The sequence below is a fragment of the Silanimonas algicola genome (assembly GCF_054777375.1).
In genome coordinates this window covers 1001710-1020560 of record NZ_BAAHAS010000001.1, presented here as the reverse complement: position 1 = coordinate 1020560, position 18851 = coordinate 1001710, and the positions used below count along the sequence as shown (strand labels likewise).

The 18851-nt window shown below is 71.5% G+C and carries 11 protein-coding genes; 4 read left to right on the top strand and 7 right to left on the bottom strand.

The features are described from left to right. Window positions 1-37 precede the first annotated feature (37 nt). The gene (locus tag ACYVAK_RS04705; protein WP_461058458.1) at window positions 38-3019 is read left to right on the top strand and encodes a methyl-accepting chemotaxis protein; all 2982 of its coding nucleotides are present in this window, start codon (window positions 38-40) and stop codon (window positions 3017-3019) included. A 234-nt stretch (window positions 3020-3253) separates the two neighbouring features. Here ACYVAK_RS04705 and ACYVAK_RS04700 read toward each other — a convergent pair whose 3' ends face one another. The 6 genes from ACYVAK_RS04700 to ACYVAK_RS04675 all read right to left on the bottom strand — a co-directional run bounded on the left by ACYVAK_RS04700 (window position 3254) and on the right by ACYVAK_RS04675 (window position 13031). Beyond that, window positions 3254-3646 carry a response regulator gene (locus ACYVAK_RS04700; protein WP_461058456.1) on the bottom strand — a complete coding sequence of 131 codons (393 nt, stop codon included), beginning with the start codon at window positions 3644-3646 and terminating at the stop codon, window positions 3254-3256. Next, window positions 3643-6735, bottom strand: coding sequence for a hybrid sensor histidine kinase/response regulator (locus tag ACYVAK_RS04695; RefSeq protein WP_461058454.1), 3093 nt, complete (start codon window positions 6733-6735; stop codon window positions 3643-3645). The genes ACYVAK_RS04700 and ACYVAK_RS04695 overlap by 4 nt, the downstream gene beginning before the upstream one ends. Before the next feature lie 151 nt (window positions 6736-6886). Then, window positions 6887-7423, bottom strand: a complete 537-nt coding sequence (locus ACYVAK_RS04690) for a hypothetical protein (protein WP_461058452.1) — start codon at window positions 7421-7423, stop codon at window positions 6887-6889. Window positions 7424-7532: 109 nt separating this feature from the next. After that, on the bottom strand, window positions 7533-8669 hold the full coding sequence (gene iadA, locus ACYVAK_RS04685) for a beta-aspartyl-peptidase (RefSeq protein ID WP_461058450.1): 1137 nt from the start codon (window positions 8667-8669) through the stop codon (window positions 7533-7535). Further along, window positions 8662-10086 (bottom strand): putative basic amino acid antiporter YfcC, encoded by a 1425-nt coding sequence (gene yfcC / locus ACYVAK_RS04680; RefSeq protein WP_461058448.1) that lies wholly within the window; start codon window positions 10084-10086, stop codon window positions 8662-8664. The genes iadA and yfcC overlap by 8 nt, the downstream gene beginning before the upstream one ends. Window positions 10087-10232: 146 nt before the next feature. Continuing rightward, a complete protein-coding gene (locus ACYVAK_RS04675) occupies window positions 10233-13031 on the bottom strand; it encodes a TonB-dependent receptor (RefSeq protein ID WP_461058446.1) in 2799 nt (932 codons plus the stop codon). Between the two features lie 358 nt (window positions 13032-13389). Between ACYVAK_RS04675 and ACYVAK_RS04670 the strand changes: the two genes are divergently transcribed. The 3 genes from ACYVAK_RS04670 to ltaE all read left to right on the top strand — a co-directional run bounded on the left by ACYVAK_RS04670 (window position 13390) and on the right by ltaE (window position 16790). Continuing rightward, window positions 13390-15141 (top strand): hypothetical protein, encoded by a 1752-nt coding sequence (locus tag ACYVAK_RS04670; RefSeq protein WP_461058444.1) that lies wholly within the window; start codon window positions 13390-13392, stop codon window positions 15139-15141. A 73-nt stretch (window positions 15142-15214) separates the two neighbouring features. Beyond that, window positions 15215-15745: a cytochrome b gene (locus ACYVAK_RS04665; RefSeq protein ID WP_461058442.1), complete on the top strand. Its 531-nt coding sequence runs from the start codon at window positions 15215-15217 to the stop codon at window positions 15743-15745. A 25-nt stretch (window positions 15746-15770) separates the two neighbouring features. Next, complete coding sequence (gene ltaE, locus ACYVAK_RS04660; protein WP_461058642.1) at window positions 15771-16790, top strand: low-specificity L-threonine aldolase; 1020 nt, start codon at window positions 15771-15773, stop codon at window positions 16788-16790. Here ltaE and ACYVAK_RS04655 read toward each other — a convergent pair. Continuing rightward, on the bottom strand, window positions 16772-18826 hold the full coding sequence (locus tag ACYVAK_RS04655; protein ID WP_461058440.1) for a M3 family metallopeptidase: 2055 nt from the start codon (window positions 18824-18826) through the stop codon (window positions 16772-16774). The two genes, ltaE and ACYVAK_RS04655, sit on opposite strands and share 19 nt — an antisense overlap. Between the last annotated feature and the right edge of the window lie 25 nt (window positions 18827-18851).

Genomic DNA, 18851 nt, shown 5'->3' with positions numbered 1-18851 from the left:
GCCATGGGGGCCGATGGCGGCTTCGGAGAAGACTTGGATGCTGTCGTTGACCACGATGCTGGGCCGCCTTCCGGTGGCGCGGAAGTTCCAGCTGATCGCGCTGCTCGCCCTGCTCGCGGCGGGCATTCCCGCCGCCCTCTACGTCCGTGGCACCGCGGCCGCCGTCGATGTCGGTGAGGCCGAGGTCGCCGGCGCCCAGCCCCTGGTGGAGATGCTGGACGTGCTGGTGGCCCTCCAGGAGGCCCGCGGACGGCATGCCCTCGTGCTTGCCGGTTTTCCCGACCAGCGGGGGGCCCTGGAGGCGTCCCTCGATCGGGCCACGGCGCAGCGACAGGCGCTGCTCGCCCACCTTGCCGAGGCCGGTGATCGCTTCGCCGGCACGATGGCCGGCCTCGACGCGCTGGCGGCGGACGAGGCGGCCCTCCGCGATGCCATTGCGCGTGGCGACCTCGACACCGAGGCGTCCTTCGAGCGCTTCACCGCGTTGATCGGCCGGTATGACGTGGTCCTCGACCGGCTGCATGACGAATCCGCCTACACCTATACGCCCTTCGTCGACGTCTACCACCTGCAGAACATCGTCACGGTGACCGCCCCGCGGGCCCTCGAGCTCCAGGGCCAGCTGCGAACCCGTGCCTTGCACCACGCGATCGCAGGCAATGCCGACCCACGGCTCGCGGGCCGCCTGAACGCGCTCCTCTCGCTGGAGGACGAGGCCACGGCGGTGAACGGCCGCGAGCTGGCCAAGGTGCTCGCGCTCCGTCCCGATCTCGCCGCGCGTTACGAGGCGCCGGGCACCGCGATCGACACGCAGCGCGCGCTGGCCCGCGGGGCCCTGCAGGCGCAGCTGGACGGCGCCGCGCCACCCGGCGACGTCGTCGCCTACTTCGAGCAGTTCACCGACGTGATGGCGGCGCAGCGCGCGCTGGCGGCGCTGGCGGCGGAGGACATGAAGGCGCTCTCCGCCGCGAACCTCGCGACCGCCGAGCGCACCTTCGCCCTCACCGCGGTCTCGCTGGCCGCCCTGCTGGTACTGATGGCGTTGATCCTCTGGCGCATCGCCGCCGGCGTGAACCGGTCGGTGGCATACAGCGTCAAGGTGGCCGGCCGCATCGCCCAGCTCCAGCTCGACAATCCCATCGACATCGACTCCGAGGACGAGCTGGGCGACCTGCTGCGTGCCCTGAACACGATGCAGGCCAAGCTGTGGGAGCAGATCGAGCGCGAGCGAGAAGCCGCCACCGAGAATGCCCGCGTGCGCAGCGCGCTGGACGTGGCGACCAGCGGCATGATGATCGCCGATGCCGAGGGCCGGATCGTCTACCTGAACCCGGCCGTCGCCAAGGTGCTCAAGGAGGCCGAGATGGCGATCCGCGAGCGCTTGCCGGAGTTCCGCGCCGACCGCGTGCTCGGCAGCCACTTCGACCTGTTCCACCGCGATCCCGCCCACCAGCGCGCGCTCGTGCCGTCACTCACGGCCACGCACCACGCACGCCTGAACCTCGGGGGCATGCATTTCGACCTCGCGGCCACGCCGGTGTTCGACGCCGATCGCCAGCGCATCGGCACCGCCCTCGAGTGGCAGGACCGCACGGCCGACACGAACTTCCGCCACGGCCTGCGCAACGTGGCCCAGAAGGCCGCCGCTGGCATCCTTACCGCCCGTGTCGAGGTCGATACGGGCGAGGAGCGCTATGCCGAGCTGGCGCGCATCTTCAATTCGCTGATGGACCTCACCGCACGGGCGATCGACGAGGTGCAGCGCACGATGGCCGCACTCGCGGAAGGCAACCTGACGGTGCGCTCGAGCGCCCAGATGATGGGCAGCTTCGGCGAGCTCAACAGCAACGCCAACGCCACGGCCGACGCCTTGGCCAAGGCGATCGCCGAGGTGCAGCAGGCGGTCGGCGCCATCAGCGACGCCGCGACCGAGATCGCATCCGGGAACATGGACCTCTCCAAGCGCACGGAGCAGGCGGCGGCGAGCATCGAGGAGACCGCCGCCGCGATGGAGGAAATGACCGCCACGGTGAAGCAGAGCGCCGAGCACGCCCAGCAGGCCAAGCAGATCGCCACCCGCGCGGCTGAGGTCGCCGGCGAGGGTGGCCAGACGGTCGAGGCGGTGGTGCGCGTGATGCGCGACATCGAGGAGAGCTCGCGCCGCATGGCCGACATCACCAGCACCATCGACGGCATCGCGTTCCAGACCAACATCCTTGCGCTCAATGCGGCGGTGGAGGCCGCCCGTGCGGGCGAGCAGGGCCGTGGCTTCGCCGTGGTCGCCGCCGAAGTGCGCGCGCTGGCCCAGCGTTCGGCGACCGCCGCCAAGGAAATCGCCCAGCTCATCGGCGAGTCGGTGACCAAAATCGCCGAGGGCGCCAATGTCGCGCGGCGCGCCGGCCGCACCATGAGCGAGATCGTCGGTTCGTCTCAGGAGGTCGCCGACATCATCGGCGAGATCACCGCCGCCAGCCTCGAGCAGGCCAAGGGCCTCGCCGAGGTGAACAACACGGTGACGCAGATGGACCAGTCGACGCAGGCCAACTCGGCCCTCGTCGAGGAGATGGCCGCTTCGGCCCGGTCGATGAGCGACCAGGCCCACCAGCTGGCGGAGATCGCCTCGCGCTTCGTGCTCCCTGGGGAAAACCAGCGGCCGCTCGACATCAGCGGCTTCGGCGAAATGGTGAAGGCCCATCAGGGCTGGAAGTTCCGGCTGAAGGACCTGCTCGAAGGGCGTTCCTCCGAGGTGCTTGATGCGTCCACGGTTGAAGTCGACCACGCTTGCGCGCTCGGGAGGTGGATCCACGGCCCCGGGGCCCAGGTCGCCCATCTTCCGGAGTACCAGGACCTGAAAACGCGCCATGCGGCGTTCCACCGCTGCGCGGCCGAGGTGATCCGTGGCCAGCAGCGCGGGCGGGTGGACGAGGCCCGGCAGCTGCTCGCCGGCCGGTTCGGTGCGCTCAGCGAAGAAACGATCGCCGCCATCCAGCGCCTCGGATCCGCCGTCCGCGGGCGATGACGGGTTTTTCCGCCACGCGGCGCCCGGGACGATGCGATACCGGGCACGGTTTGACGGCGATTGACAAATTCGTGATGCGCAACCCCGGCGGTTGAGGCATCATGGCCTCGTTCCAGCCATATTCCAGCGCCGGGGGGCGTGGCAGCCGCGCGAGAGCGTCGCCGCCAGGAGGGCCGGAACGTAAGCCAGGAGTTCCGGGGGGAGCTCCTGGCTTTTTTTTGCCCGTTCCCCGGCTCAGCCCGGCAGGCGGCGCCAGATGTCGCGGATGCGCCCGGACAGGCCCGTGGGGTCGAAAGGCTTGGCGATGACGTCGACGGCACCGAGCGCGGCGAAGCCCTCGCGGTCGCGAGGCGAGGCGTGCCCCGTCACGAACAACACGGGAATGGCCGCGAGCGCAGGGTCGGTGCGCAGCAGGGCCATCGTCCCGGCGCCATCGACCCCCGCCATGGAGGCGTCCAGCAGGATCAGGTCGGGGCGATCCACGCGTGCCGCTGCCACGGCTTCCTCGCCATCGGCTGCAAGCGTGATGCGCCAGCCGCCCAGCGTGCCGAGGGCCACCTCGAGGATCATGCGCATGTCCGCGTCGTCGTCCGCGCAAAGGATGTGCTGGAGGGGGCGTGGGTTCACGGTGCGTCCTTCGGACCCGTCGGGCCGTCGCCCGATTGTAAGGCGGCGAGTTCCCGGTCGAGCGCGGCGGCTTCCGCCGACAGGGTGGCCGGGCGATCGCGCGCGGCGTGCTCGAGGCGTCCGGCAGCCGCGCTGACCGCGTCGAACCCGAACGTTCCCGCACTGCCTTTCAGCCGATGCGCGAGTTGCCCCAAGGCCTCGGTTCCTTCCCCGCACGCCGCGGCCGCGAGGGCCTCGGCGAGTGCGGCGCGCTCGACGGGGACGTTGGCGACGAAGCGCTGGCGGATCTGCGCCAACGCCGCCGCCAGGGGGTCGGTAGGGGCGGCCTCCGGGCTGGGCCGCGGCCCAGCCGCCGGGGCGGGCGCCAGATGCTTCGCCAGAACCGCATGCAGGGCGCTGTTGTCGATGGGTTTGGCCAGCGCGCCGTCGCAACCGGCGGCGATGAATCCAGCCACGTCGTCCGCCATGACGTCGGCGCTGCAGGCGTAGACCGGCAAACGGCATCCGTCCCCGCGCATCGTTGCGATCGCCTCCCGTCCATCCATCACCGGCATGTGCATGTCCATCAGCACGAGGTCCGGCGTCGCGTCGGCGAGGCGGTCGAGCGCTTCCCGGCCGTTGGCGGCTTCCACCACCTCCGCCCCCGTCGCCTCGATGCTCGCACGGAGCAGCGAACGCAGGTCGTCGACGTCGTCGGCCACCAGGACGCGCCCGCGCAGCCGCGGTACCGCGATCGGCCGGGCAGCATCGGTGGCGGGGAGGGCGTCGCCCTCCTCCTGCCAGATTGCCGGGCATCCCATCGGCAGGGTGAGGAGGAAGCGACTGCCAACGCCCGGCTGGCTGCTGGCGGTCAGGTCGCCCCCCATCTGCCGTGACAGCTGGCGGGAGATGTACAGCCCCAGCCCCGTGCCGCCGAAACGGCGCGTGGTCGAGTCATCGCCCTGTTCGAAGCGCAGGAACACCCGCTCGCATTGCGCCGCGTCCATGCCGATGCCGGTGTCCTCGACCTCCACCGACCAGCGGTCGCTGCCCGCATCGGCCCGGAGGCGCACGGCGACGAAGCCGTGCGGGGTGAACTTGATGGCATTGCTGAGCAGGTTCAGCAGGACCTGCTTGACGCGCAACGGATCCGCGAACACCTGCGCCGGCAGCGGCCAGTGCGCCGACAGGACCAGCTGCAGGTTCTTTTCGAGCGCGCGCGGTCGCAGCAGTTCGATGGCCTCGCCGACGAGGTGGAGGGGCTCGATCCGCTGCGGCTGGATCCGCAGCTCACCCGCTTCGATCTTGCTCGCGTCCAGTACGTCATTGACGATATCGAGCAGGTGGCGGCCGTTGCGCACCACCGTCTGCAAGCAGCGGCGCATCTCCCCGGCCTGCACGTTTTCGCGCAAGCCCTGCTCGGAGTAGCCGAGGATGGCGGCCAGCGGCGTCCGCAGCTCGTGGCTCATGTTGGCGAGAAAGCTCGACTTCGCCGCAGCGAGGTGCTCGGCCCGCGAAAGCGCCTCGCGCAGTTCCTGCGTGCGTTGCTCGACGCGCGCCTCGAGTTCGCGGTTCATCGCCTGCTGTTCGGCGGCCGCGTCGCTCAGTGCCGCGTGCATCGCCTGCAGGCGCAGCTCCGTGGCCTCGAAGTCGCGGATCAGCTCGGACAGCTCGGCGCTTCCCGCGTCCATCGATGCGGAAGGCGGACCCTCCGCCAGCGACGGGTCGAGGCTGCGAAGCCGCTCCACGACCCGTGCGAGGCCCCGCGCGTGGCTGTCGGCGAAGCGCCTCGAGAGCTGCTGCATGCCGAGGATGATGGCGAGCACCAACGACGCGGCGAGCAGGGATCGCAGCGTCTGCCGGCGCTGCAGCGGACGCAGCGGCTGCAGGATGCGCACATGCCAGCCGATGCCCTCCACCTCGTGCGTCGCCACGAGGTGGCGCTGTCCGGTGTCGAACACGGCCTGCGGCGCGACGTACGCGCGTCGTGCCCACCAAGGCTGGGCGAGGTGTCCTTCGAGTCTCTCCCTTGCGGTCGCGGCGGCCGTACTCACCGGGAGATCGGGAAGACTGGACATGACGACTTGGCCGACCGAGTCGCTCACCACGTAATGGAGGGCGGCGGCGTCCAGTCGGGTGCGCTCCTCGCGCACCAGCTGCCCCAGCGCCAACGACCCTTGCAGCACGCCCTCGATCGTCCCGTCACCGGCGCGGATCGGCGCGGCGACGGCGACGATGAGGTCGGTGCCGATGCCGCGACCCCGGAACACCGGTGAAACCGTCGGTTCACCGAGGCGGACCGTGTCGCGGAAGTAGTCGCGATCCGAGACGTCGCTGTCCCTTCGCCGGGGCGCTTCGCCACGCAGCAGCGAGTACTGCACGCGGCCCAGGCGGTCGGTGCCCAGCAGCGAGAGGAATCCGGGATGCACCGATGCCGCCTGTTGCAACACCGTCGGCAGGCCCATCGCAGGCACCGCGAGGGCACCCTGCTCGACGGCGTCGCGATGCCGGCGGACTTCCTCCCCGGTGCCGACGGCCAGCTGCTCCGCTTTGCCGTCGATGAAGTAGGCGGTCCGTTGCAGGTCGACCTGGTGGCCCCACTGCACCAGCAGGGCGATCACGACGGTGGCCGGCGCGGCCAGCAGGGTCGACAGTTGCACCGAGAGCTGCAGTGCCATCGGCTGGATGGACCGCTGCCGACGGGAACGGGTGACCCCCGCGAGCTGGCGACCGCCGATGATCGAGGTGCCACCGGTGGCGAGGACGACCGCGGCGCCGCCAAGCCACAGCCAGGCATCGTCGGCCCCCGGTGGCAGCGTGATCCAGGCGACGATGGGCAGCAGCGGCAGCCACACGCGCCACCACAGGGCGACAAGGCTCGCGGTGCGCCGCCCCCAATGCGCCACGAGCACGCATTCGAGCACCGCCAGGCCGATCCACTCGGGACTGCCGGTGATGCCGCTGGCGCAGAGCGCGACCGGAAGGCTCAGGCGCAGGCCGAATCGCAAGGCGACGGCGACCGCCGCCATGTTCCCGACGAGGAAAGGCGTGGTGCCCGGAAGCTGCAGGGCGAGGCTGTTCGCGATGCAGGCGAGGAGCGTGAACTGCACCAGTACAAGCCCGCGTCCGCGCCAGTTGACGCCGTGCCCTGCGGTGGGCGCGGGGGCGGGTCCGCTGGAATCGGCCGGTGGAACCGTCGGCAACGTGGAGGGTCGGCAGCTTCGTTCCCGTCGACGATATCAGGGCCCCGGCGGCTCGCGGCTACTCGACGCGTTCTTCGACGACGGGCATTTCTCGGGGCTCCTCGCGCGGCTCGAAGCGGGGCTCCTCGCGCGGCTCGAAGCGGGGCTCCTCGCGCGGCTCGCGGTCGAGCGGACGGAGCGCCTCGCCACCGACGCTTGGGCCCGTGATGACCGGCTGGGGAACCTCGGGGCCGACGCCGCGCAGCCCGGGCTTCGGCATCGACCTCGGCCGCGGCGCGCCCGGTCCGTGGGGCCGCGATGGCCCGTACCAGAAGGATGGATGGCCGCGGTGGCCGTAGAACCAGCGGGTATAGGGGGCGTGGTCGCCGTAACCGACGTAGCGCGGCGCGTCGTACTCGTAGCGACGGACCCGGCCATCGTTGCGGAGGCGATCATCGTGGTAACGGCGCTCTTCGTAGCGCCGACCGTCGTCGGGGGCGTAGATGCGCGTGTAGCTGCCGTCCTCGTGGTAGACGCGCCGCTCGACGACTTCGTAGGTGACGCAGCCGCTCAGGGCCAGCGACGACAGGGCAAGGAACGCGGCGCGGCGCAGCATGGGCATGGTCTCCGGATGGGCCAATCCATCATCCGCCGAGGGAGTGAATGCGTACTTAAAGTTCCCCGTTGCGACGCCGCCGGTCAGCGGCCGTCGCCAGCGGTGTCGTTCAGAGCCGGCCGCCGGCCATCGTCCAACGCAGCGCCAGGGTGTCGCGGTCGAGCAGCAGGAGGTCGGCATCGAGGCCGGGCGCGATGCGTCCCTTCTGCGCGAGGCCCCACACCGCTGCCGGGGAGGACGTGGCGGCCGCCAGCGCGGTGGCCAAGGGCACGCCGTGCCGTTCAACCGCTTCCCGGATGCTGGCGAGCAGGCTGCCGATCGGCGCAACCTCGAGCGAGACGAGGCGTCCCTGCGGGTCGAAGTGCGGCAGGCTGGCTTGGCCGTCGGAACTCATCGTCAGGCGTTCGATCGGCAGGCCGGCAGCGAGCGCGTCGGCCAGCGCGAGGGCGGCGGGGATCTCGCCCGCGGCGACGAAGTCCGGCGTGCTGCTGGTGGTGAAGTCGATGCTCCCGCCTTCGCGGACGAATTCGAAGCCGTCGGCCAGCAACGCGGCGTGGCGGTTCACGTGGGTCGGATGCCATTGCTTGATCGGAACCGGCCAGCGTGAGCTCGCTTCGCGCAGCAGGGCGAGGCCTTCGGGCGCTTCGCCACAGTGCACGAGCACGGTGCCGGCCTTGCCTGCCAGCATGCCGCCGACGCGCGCGTCCGAGGCGAGGCGGGCGAGCTCCGCGGCGCTGGGCTGCGAGCCGCGATGGTCGGCGATGGCGATTTCGCCGAGGCCGATCATTTCCGGGATGAAGGCGAGGTCGCCGCGCACGCTGCCGGTGAGCGTGACCGGCGGCACCTGGTAGGAGCCGGTGAGCGTGTAGGCCGACAGGCCACTGGCGGCCAGCGCCCGCGCGCAGGCCAGCAGGTCGGCGTGGCTGCGGGTGACGTCGTCGGTGCCGAGTGCGCCGATCATCGTGGTGACGCCCGCCGCGAGCGCGGTGGCCGCCGCGAGCGGCGGCATGCGCGTGGCGAAGCCGCCTTCGCCGCCGCCGCCGCCGAAGTGCACGAGGCCATCGACGAGGCCGGGGCAGAGCCAGTGCCCGCCGGCATCGATGATGCGCACGGGTACGCCGCAACCGCGCGGATCGAGGCCGGTGCCCACCGCGAGGATGCGGCCGTTCGCGACCAGCACGTCGCCGCGCCCGGCGGGCGCCGGCGTCATCAATTCCGCGTCGCGGATCCACAGCAGTTCAGACATAACCGATCCCGACGGCAAGAGCCACGGTGAGGGCGGAAAGCGCCATCAGCAGCAGCATGAAGCGGACGATGATGCGCACCCACGCGACCCAGCCGAGGCCGGCCACGCCAATGGCGCCCATCATCGCGGCGGAGGTGGGCATCACGAGGTTCGTGAGGCCATCGCCGAGCTGGAAGCACAGCACGCTGATCTGCTTGCTGACGCCGACGAGCTCGCCCAGCCCCGCCATCAGCGGCATGGTGATCGTGGCCTGCGCGCTGCCGGAACTGACGAAGAAATTGAACGCGGACTGCGCCGCGAGCATGCCCCACGCGGCGATCAGTTCCGGCGTGCCGGCGATGGCGCTGCCCATGGCATGGAGCCCGGTGTTGAGCACCGAGGGTGCGTGCGGGTCGCTGCCGCCGAGGATGCCGAGCATGCCCTTGGCCACGGCAATCACCAGCACCACCGGCACCAGGCCGCGCACGCCGTCGGTGAAGGCCTGCGCGGCGCCGTTCGCGCTGATGCGGCCGCCGAGCACCGCGACCACGCCGGCGAACAGGCCCAGCGCGAAGAACTGCGTGGCGATCTCGGCGATGTAGTAGCCGGCGGCGGTGACCCCCCAGACGATCCACGCGACGGTGGCGAGCGTCGCCGCCAGCACGGCGTGGTCGACCCAGCCCAGCGGCGTCGAGGCCGGCACGGTGGCGCGGTCGCCGGGTGTCGTGACGTCGGTCGACGGGACGCGGTGCGCGGTCGCGTAGCGCAGCGCGAAGGCCAGGCCGACCGCGGTGAACGCGGCCCACATCGCCATGCGGAACGGCGCGCCCGACAGCAGCGGCAGGCCGGCGATGCCCTGCGCCACGGCAACGCTGAAGGGGTTCATCCACGAAGTGCCGAAGCCGATCTGGCTGGCCATGTAGGTGACCATCACGCCGGTCTCCGGCGGATACCCGAGGCGACGGATCAGCGGCAGCAGCAGGGCGAGGAAGGCGATCGTCTCCTCGCCCATGCCGAACACCGCGCCGCCCGTCGAGAAGGCGACGAACAGCACCGCGAGCAGCAGGCGTGGGTGGTGGCCGAAGCGCGCGACAAGGCGCTTCAGGCCGTTGTCGATGGCGCCGCTGGCCTGGATCAGGCCGAAGGCGCCGCCGACGGTGAGCACGAAGGCGATCACGCCGATCGCCGCGCCATTGCGGCTGCCCGAGGTGAAACCGTCGAAGAACAGGTTGAGCAAGCCGGGATGGTCGGCGTCGCTGGAGAACAGGCGCAGCCCGAGGGCGGTGTCGCCCGGCTGGAAGCTGGCCAGCGACATGGGCTGGCCCGGCGCGAAGAGGCCCGCGGGCACGAAGGGCACGATCGCCGCCAGCACGAGGGCGACGGCGAGCAGCACCAGCAGCGTGTCGGGCGCGCGCGAGGGCGCGGCGGTGGAGGTCATTCGTGGGTCCGGGACGAAGGGGCGGAGCGCGGCGCGCCATGGCCGCGTTGGGCGGCCACGGTAGCGCAGGACAGGCGGGGCGTCCTTGCCCCGAGGTCCACCGGCAAGCCGGTGGGCGGTCCAGACGTCGGATCAGCGGCGGGCGATCAGAAGCGGCCGATCCAGTTCAGGGTGACGAAGCGGCCCATGGCGTCGTGGTTGTAGGTGTCGACCCAGGCGCTGGCGCCGAGGGCCCGCGGCGGATCGCGGTCGGTGAGGTTCTTCACCTGCAGCGAGACGCGGTGCGTTTCGTTGAGGTTCCAGCCCCACGAGGCGTTCAAGGTCGTCCACGAGGCCACGCGCGCGGTGGTGGCGATCGCCGCCGGATCGAAGCGGAAGTCGTCGTAGTACGAGCCGGTGTAGCTGGCCCACAGCGCGGCGTCGAAATCGTCGCTGGTCCACTCCAGCGCGACGGTACCGCGCCACTTCGGATAGCGGTACTCGCCATTCAGCTCGACGAGGCGCTGGCCGCCGATGCAGGCGCCGTCGCCGCGCAGCGGCGCGACCTGTGGCGAGCACGACTCCGAACGCTCGAACGAGAGCACGCGGGTCGCGTCGATGGAGAGATCGAGGCGGCCGCCGAGGACGTCCTCGGCCATGCCGTGGTCGATCGCGATATCCCAGCCGTCGGTGCGCTGCACGCCGATGTTCTGGAGTTGCGCGAACACCTCGCCCGTCGAGACGCGGCCGATGCCGCCGCTGCCGATCTCGATGCCCGGGGCGTTGACCGGACGCGGGCGGCTGCCGTCGGCGAAGGTGTAGATCAGCGACGGGTTGGCGAGGGCGGCGCGCAGCAGGCCGAAGTAGTCGACGTCGACGGTGTTCTTCTGGTCGAAGCTCCAGTAGTCGACGCTGACCGTCGTGCGCTCCAGCGGCGACCAGACCATGCCGGCGTTCCACGCTTCCGAGGTTTCCGGCTCGAGGTCCGGGTTGGCGAGCACCTGGCTGAGGATGGTCGGGCGGCCCGAGCGGCTGCCGCACCAGTTCGTGAAGAACTCGCTGCCCGAGGCGCAGGGCAGGGTGAACGAGGCGGCGGTGGTGCCGCTGCCCGCCTGCGCCAGCGAGGGCGCGCGGAAGCCGGTGTTCCAGCCGGCGCGGAAGACCAGCGCCTCGCTCGGGCGGAAGCGCAGGCCGACCGACGGATTGAAGTCGCCGCCGAAGTCGGAGTAGTGGTCGTAGCGGCCGGCAAGGCGGACGTCGAAGGTGTCGGTGAACGGCAGCAGCGACTCGATGAACAGCGCCGAGGCGTTGCGGTCGGCGCTGGCCGACTTCGAGCCAAAACCGAACACGCCCGGCTGGCCGGTCAGGCGGTTCACTTCGGCAAGCGGCGAGGGCCGGTCGGCGATGTCCTCGCGACGGCCTTCGACGCCGACGGCCCAAGCGATGTCACGGCCACCGATGGCGCCGGCCGTGCCGTTGAGCTTGAGGTCGGCGCTCAGCGTGGTCGACTCGCCGTTGCGCGGCACGGTGTCGCGGAGCAGGGCCATCACGCGCGGGTCCTGCGAGGCCTGGCCGCCGAACGGGTTGTACCAGAGGCCGCCCGTGGTCGGGGTACAGGTGGTGCTGCCGTCGGCGCAGAGGCGGCCGCGCAGCGCCGCCAGCGTGCGCGTGCGGTTGTAGATGCCGCCACTGGCGACCTGCTCGGATTCGCTGCGGCCGTAGCCGATCGCGGCCTCCCAGCCCCAGGTGTCGTTGAGCTCGCCGCGCAGGCCGGCGAGCGCCCGCCAATTGGTCGTCTCCACGTCGACCTGGCGCTCGTCCGGGAAGCGGCCCCAGCCGACGATGTCCTGCGTGGCGCCGAGCCCGGCGGCGAGCATGCGGGTGCGCAGCTCCGCTGGGAAATTCGGGTGGTTGAAGGCGATGGTGGCCTGCGACCACGGCGCGGGGGCGCTGGTGGCGAAGCTCTCGTTGCGCTGCAGCTGCACTTCGCTGAAGAACGCCAACGCGTCGCCGAGGCGCGCGTTGAAGGTGCCGTAGAGGCCGAGCTGATCGAGCTGCGGGTCGAAGGCGGTGTAGTCGCTGCGGTCGACGGCGCAGTAGGCGCCGAGGCTGCCGAGCGGGAAGCCCGGGCGCCCGTCGAAGCGCTGGCCCGACGGGCAGCTGGCTTCCACGAAGTCATCGCGGCTGAAGCTGCCCCAGTTGACGCTCGGGAAGATGCCCTGCTGCGACGGCACGCGCTCGTCCGCGGTGATCGCGCGGTCGCGGTTGTAGAAGCCGTTGCGGCGGAAGGCGTCGACCACCACGAGGCCGCCGAGGTCGTCGTCGCCGAAGCCGACGAGCAGGTTGGCATTCAACTTGGCTTCGTCGCTGTCGGCGGTGGAATCGCCGATGCTGACGGCCGCGCGCACGCCGTCGAAGCTCTGGCGCAGCACGACGTTGATGACGCCGGCGACGGCGTCGGCGCCGTAGATGGCCGAGGCGCCGGCGGACAGCACTTCGATGCGCTCGACGGCGGCCATCGGGATGGCGTTGATGTCGACGAAGTTCTCCGAGCGCACGCCGTTCGAGAACGAACTGGCGGCGACGCGGCGGCCGTTGACCAGCGTCAGCGTCGAGCCGGCGCCGAGGCCGCGCAGCGAGGCACCGGCCATGCCGGCCGGCGAATCGGCCTGCAGCGCGCCCGAGGTGGCGGTGCTGAAGTTGCCGGTGCCGCCACCGGTTTCGGAGATGAGCTTCAGCACGTCGCCGATCGAGGCGAGGCCGAGGCGTTCGAACTTGACCGCGTCGATGACCTGCACCGGCTGGGCTTCGGCGAGATCGACACCGCGCAGGTTGGTGCCGGTGACGGTCACGGCGTCGAGGGTCTTCGCGTCGTCGCCTTCGGCGGCCGGCGCCGGGGCCTGGGCGGCGGCGGACGTGGCGAGGAGCAGCGCGATCATCGCGCTGAGGGGCTTCTTGGACAGCATGGCGGTTTCCTCAGGGTCGACAGGCGGCCACGCATGAAGCGTGGCCGTCAGGGTCTGGTGGTGGGGCGCGAGTGGCCCCGATGCACGGCGGCGCCGTCGAACGACGGCAACGCGAACGCAACCCCGCGGCGTGCCGTTGCGGCACGACGGGGCTCAGCCGATGGGATCTACTCGTCCCACCACTCGCTGAGATAGAACGTCCGGGCGATGTGCCGGATGTGGTTGCGCGGCTTGGGCATTTCGGTGGACCGGAAACGTGGGACTTTCATACTTCGTTCATTTCCGCGCCGTCAAGTGCCGGCGGACGAAACCTGCTAAACATCCGGGCCTTCCGTTGCTGATGGGTCTGCGTCCGGACATGGATTCCCTGGTTTTGCGCGCGGCGTTCCTGGCATTCACGGCGATCGGCAGCGTGGCCTTGGCGTCGACGCCGCCCGTGCGCAGCCTGCTGCTGGCCGGTGGCGCCTTGGCGATCTGCTCCGATCTGTCGCCGCGTTCGTGCGCCGCGGCGCCCAGCGACGCGACGCGCGGACCGGCGCGCTTCCGCATCGACGGTGCGGGCATTACCCGAGCGCTCGATCCGGCCTTGTGGACCCTGCCCGGTGCCCCCTCCCGCGAGGCGTTGGCCGCGATGCTTGCGCAGGCGCAGCGCAGTCTGGAGGGCGACGATGCGCGTGCGGCCGACATCGACGCCGCGCGCTTGGAAGCCGCGTTCGCCCAGGCCTGCCTGGGCGGCGGCTGTGCCGAGACCGACCCGCGCCGCCCGTGGTCGGTCCTGCTCGATGCCGAGCGCGCCGCCCTGCTGGCCGCCCTGGAAGTGCCGCAGCGGAGCGCCGAAGGAGCGCGTCCGCTCGAACGCGCGCTGCCGATGCAGAGTCGCGATCGCGGGGGGGTCGAGGTTCTGCGCGCCTTCGTCGCCGAAGCGCAGGCGCGGACGACGGGTCGTCCGAAGATCGCCGTCGTCACGGCTTCGGGCGTCGATCCGATGGACGCCGTGGACTTCTACGTCGATGTGTTCCGCGAACTCGGTGCCGACGCGGTGTGGTGGCCGGTGGATGCGGCGGCCGCGGCGGCGCGCTTCGAACTGGGCGACTGCGGGGCGCTGCCGCGGCTGCGGATCGAGCGGTTGCGACTGCCGAACCGCGACGCCGTGTATCCCGACCTCGCCGACTACCAGCGCGCCCACTGCGCGTCGCAGCCCGCGCTGATGCTGCAGGTGCAGGGCGTGTTTTTCGCCGGCGGCGACCAGTGGCGGCATCGGCAGGCCTTCGTCCGGGACGATGGGTCGGCGAACGACTGGCTGCGGGAGCTGCAAGACGCGCATGCGGCGGGACGGATCGTGGTCGGTGGCACCAGCGCTGGCGCCGCCGTGCAGAGCGCGTCGTGGATGCTCGGCAACGGCGACGTCGAGGCCGCGGTGGCGCGGGCCGCACGCGTGGCCGCGCCGCCCGAGCCCGGTTGTTCGCGCGGCGGGCGCTGCGACGGCGTCCCGGAGGATGCACTGACCTTGTGGCCGGCCGGTGGGCTGCGCCTCGCCGAGGACGCCATCGTCGACACGCATTTCTCCGAGCGCGCGCGCGAGCTCCGGCTGCTGATGGCGATGCAGGCGGCCGATGCGCGCTGGGGCTACGGGGCCGACGAGACCTCGGCGTTGAGAGTGCGCGAGTTCGCGGGACGTCGCGAAATCGACGCCCTCGGTGCCTCCGGAGGCTGGGTCTTGCGTCGTCGGCCGGGCGAGCGCGACGAAGCGGAGGCCTGGTACCTCGCACCCGGTGCGCGGCTCGTCGTTGAACACGGCCTTCCGCCGGATCGCGATGGCGCCGATGCCATGGGAGAGCGGGTGCAGCTGGTGATCGACGAGGCAGCGGCGCGTCCCGTGCGCGTGCCCGCGCCGCGCCCGGCCTCCGCGTTCGACTCCGGCGCCCTTCGGGCCCTTGCGCAGCGCCTCGCCTGGCGCTGCGGCCAGGGGTGGGCGCTGCCCGCCGCGCCCGGCCGTGCCGAGCTGGCGTGCGCGTCGGACGCCCGGGGCTGGCAGGGCGCGAAAGGCGTGCACGGCGTCGGGCCGCTGCGCCTGCGATTCGTTCGTGACAGCGTTGCGGTCTCGCGTTGATCGACGGCAAGCCGGAGGCCGGGGGAATGCCCCATCCTGCAGACTCCCCGGTTCCCTTCGATGGACGCCTGACATGAGCACGCCCCGCTACGCCGCTCCGCAACGCTGGATCCACTGGGCCGTCGCCGGCCTTGTCGCCGCCGCCTACGCGCTCGCGGAATTCCGTGGCTGGTTCCCGCGCGGCACGCCGATCCGCAGCGCGATGATGCCGCTCCACTTCTGGGCCGGGATCATCGTGATGCTCCTGCTGCTGCCGCGCTTCGCGCTGCGGGCCCGCCATGGCGTGCCGCCGGTCACGCCGCCGCTGCCGCGCTGGGAGTCGATGCTGGGCGGCCTCACGCATGTCGCGCTGTATGCCTTCCTGCTGGTGCAGCCGATCCTTGGCGTGCTGATCCTGTGGAGCGAGGGGCGCGGTATCCCGGTGCCGTTCACGAGCCTCGTCCTCCCGCCGCTGTTCGCGCCGGGCGCGGCGATCGAGGACGTCGCCGAGGACGCGCACAAGCTGCTGGCGACGGTGTTCTACGGCGTGATCGGCCTGCACGTGCTCGCGGCGGTCTACCATCGCTGGCTGCGCCGCGACGACGTCGTGCAGCGCATGCTCTGACGCCCTGCCGCCATCGACCATGACCTTGCCGACCGCCGACTTCCGCAGCGACACCGTCACCCGTCCGACCGCCGCGATGCGCGCGGCCATGCTCGAAGCCGCCGTCGGCGACGACGTGTATGGCGACGACCCGACGGTGAACGCGCTGCAGGACCGGCTCGCGCATGATCTCGGCTTCGAGGCGGGGCTGTTCGTCGCCAGCGGCACGCAGAGCAACCTGATCGCGCTGATGGCGCACTGCCAGCGCGGCGACGAGTACCTGGTCGGCGCCGACGCGCACACCTACAAGTACGAAGGCGGCGGCGCGGCGGTGCTGGGTTCGATCCAGCCGCAGCCGATCCCGCAGGCCGTCGATGGCACGCTGCCGCTCGAGGCGGTGCGCGCGGCGATCAAGCCGGACGACCCGCACTTCGCGCGCAGCCGCGTGCTCTGCCTCGAGAACACCTGGCACGGCAAGCCGCTGCCGCTGGCCTACGCGCCGGACGCGCGCGCGCTGTGCGACGAGCGCAGCCTGGCCCTGCACCTCGACGGCGCGCGGTTGTTCAATGCCGCCGTGGCGCAGGGCGTGCCGGTTCGCACGCTCGTGGCGCCGTTCCACAGCGTGTCGGTGTGTCTGTCGAAGGGCCTCGGCGCGCCGGTCGGTTCGGTGCTGCTGGGCAGCGCCGAGCTCATTGCGCGCGGCAAACGGCTGAAGAAGCTGCTCGGTGGCGGTTGGCGCCAGGCCGGCATCCTCGCGGCGGCGGCGCTGCACGCTCTCGACCACCACGTCGCGCGGCTCGCCGAAGACCATCGTCGCGCGCGCGAACTCGCGGCGGGCCTGTCGGCGATTCCGGGTCTCTCGGTGGAGACGCCGCAGACCAATCTGGTCTTCGTCACCGTGCCGGAGGCCGCGCTGCCGCGGCTGCGCGCGTCGCTCCACGAGCACGGCGTCATCGCCAGCGTCGGCGGCCCGCGCGTCCGGCTGGCCACCCATCTCGATATCGACGATGCCGCCATCGCGCGCTGCGTGGCGGCGTTCGCCGTCGCTCAGGCCGCCAGACCGTAGCTCCGCAGCAGGGCGTTCGGGTCCGGCTCGCGGCCGCGGAAGGCGATGAAGCTTTCCAGCGCCGGGCGCGAGCCGCCGACGGCGAGGATCTCGCGGCGGTAGCGCGCGCCGGTGGCGGCGTCGAACACGCTGCCCGCGGCGGCGGCCGCTTCCTCGAAGGCGCCGAAAGCGTCGGCGCTCAGCACTTCCGCCCACAGGTAGCTGTAGTAGCCCGCCGCGTAGCCGCCCGCGAAGATGTGGGTGAACGCATGCGGGAAGCGATGCCAGGCCGGCGGCGTGATCACGCTGACCTCCGCGCGGACCTCGTCGAGCAATTCGAGCGTGCGCGGGCCCTTCGCCGGGTCGTACTCGAGGTGCAGGCGGAAGTCGTACAGCGCGAACTCCAGCTGGCGCACGAGGAACAGGCCCGCGTGGTAGTGCCGCGCCGCGGTCATCTTGGCGAACAGGTCATCGGGCAGGGCTTCACCCGTCTGCCAGTGGCGGGCGAAGCGGTCGAGCGCCTCGCGCTTCCAGCCGAAGTTCTCCATGAACTGGCTCGGCAGCTCGACGGCGTCCCATTCGACGCCGTTGATGCCCGACACCGCGGGCCAGCCGATCTCGGTCAACAGGTGGTGCAGGCCATGGCCGAATTCGTGGAACAGGGTGATGACGTCGTCGTGGGTCAGCAGGCTGGGACGGCCTTCCACCGGCGGTGCGGCATTGCAGGTGAGGTAGGCGACCGGGATCTGGCCGGTGAGGCCGAGGCGCGTGCGGCAGACGTCCATCCACGCGCCGCCGCGCTTGCCCTCGCGGGCGTAGTGGTCGAAGTACACGCCAGCGCGCACGCTGCCGTCGGCGTCGAGCACGTCGAAGTACTGCACGTCCGCGTGCCAGGTCGCCACGTCATGGCGCTCGCGGAAGCGCACGCCGAACACGTCGGTGGCGATGTCGAGCACGCCCTTCAGCACGCCCGGCAGCGCGAAGTAGGGCTTCAGCTGTTCTTCTTCGAACGCGTAGCGCGCGACGCGCAGCTTCTCGCTGGCCCAGCCGACGTCCCAGGGCTGCAGGTCGTGCAGGCCCAGATCGTTCGCAGCGAAGGCGCGCAGCTCGTCGAGTTCGCGCTGCGCGACCGGCCGCGCCTTGGCGGCGAGCTCGCGCAGGAAGGCAAGCACGCGCTCCGGCGTGCCGGCCATCTTGTCTTCGAGCGATTCGTGTGCGGCGCTCGGGAAGCCGAGCAGCTGCGCGGATTCATGGCGCAGCGCGAGGATCCGCGCGATGCGTTCGGAATTGTCGAAACGCCCGGCCTGCGGCCCCTGGTCGGAAGCGCGCGTGTTGTAGGCGGTGTAGACGGTCTCGCGCAGCGCGCGGTCGTCGGCGTGGGTCAGGATCGCCTGCACCACCGGCCCCTTCAGCGTGGCGAGGAAGCCGTCCTTGCCCTTCGCCTTCGCTTGGCCGGCCAGCAGGTCGCGGGCCGAGGGCGGCAGGCCGGCGAGTTGCGCCTCGGTGAGCGGCAGCGTCCAGGCCTCGGAGGCATCGAGCACCGCCTCCTCGAAGGCGGTATCCAGCTTCGAGAGCTCGGTCTGGATCTCGCGGAAACGCGTGCGCGCCGGCTCCTCGAGCGCGACGCCGGAATTGCGGAAGCCGCGCAGGCTGTCCTCGACGAGGGTGCACTGCGCGCGGTCGAGCGCCGCGAAGCCCGCACCCTCGCGCACGGCCTTCATGGCCTCATAAAGGCCGCGGTGCTGCCCGAGCTCGGTGGTGAACTCGGTGATCCGCTCGTCGGCTTCCGAGTACACCTCGCGAAGCTCGGGCGAGTCCTTCACGCCGTGAAGGTGCGACACCGGCGACCAGGTGCGCGAGAGCTTTTCGTCGAGCCGTTCGAGCGGCGCGACCAGCGAATCGAAATCGCGGGCGGCGGGATCGGCGACGAGACGCTCGACGGCGGCGCGGTACTCGGCCAGCACCGCCTCGACGGCGGGCACCACATGCGCGGGCTGGAGCGCGGGGAAGTCCGGCAGCAGGGCCGGCGAGAGCAGGGGGTTCGGGGTCGTGTCCATCGAGCCACAATGGGGGCGGCCCTGT

What these genes read in the sequence shown, in the direction of transcription:
- ACYVAK_RS04705 (WP_461058458.1), top strand. Translation starts at nt 38, where the DNA reads ATGCTGTCGTTGACCACGATGCTGGGCCGCCTTCCGGTGGCGCGGAAG.
- ACYVAK_RS04690 (WP_461058452.1), bottom strand. Translation starts at nt 7,423, where the DNA reads ATGCTGCGCCGCGCCGCGTTCCTTGCCCTGTCGTCGCTGGCCCTGAGC.
- iadA (WP_461058450.1), bottom strand. Translation starts at nt 8,669, where the DNA reads ATGTCTGAACTGCTGTGGATCCGCGACGCGGAATTGATGACGCCGGCG.
- yfcC (WP_461058448.1), bottom strand. Translation starts at nt 10,086, where the DNA reads ATGACCTCCACCGCCGCGCCCTCGCGCGCGCCCGACACGCTGCTGGTG.
- ACYVAK_RS04675 (WP_461058446.1), bottom strand. Translation starts at nt 13,031, where the DNA reads ATGCTGTCCAAGAAGCCCCTCAGCGCGATGATCGCGCTGCTCCTCGCC.
- ACYVAK_RS04670 (WP_461058444.1), top strand. Translation starts at nt 13,390, where the DNA reads ATGGATTCCCTGGTTTTGCGCGCGGCGTTCCTGGCATTCACGGCGATC.
- ACYVAK_RS04665 (WP_461058442.1), top strand. Translation starts at nt 15,215, where the DNA reads ATGAGCACGCCCCGCTACGCCGCTCCGCAACGCTGGATCCACTGGGCC.
- ACYVAK_RS04655 (WP_461058440.1), bottom strand. Translation starts at nt 18,826, where the DNA reads ATGGACACGACCCCGAACCCCCTGCTCTCGCCGGCCCTGCTGCCGGAC.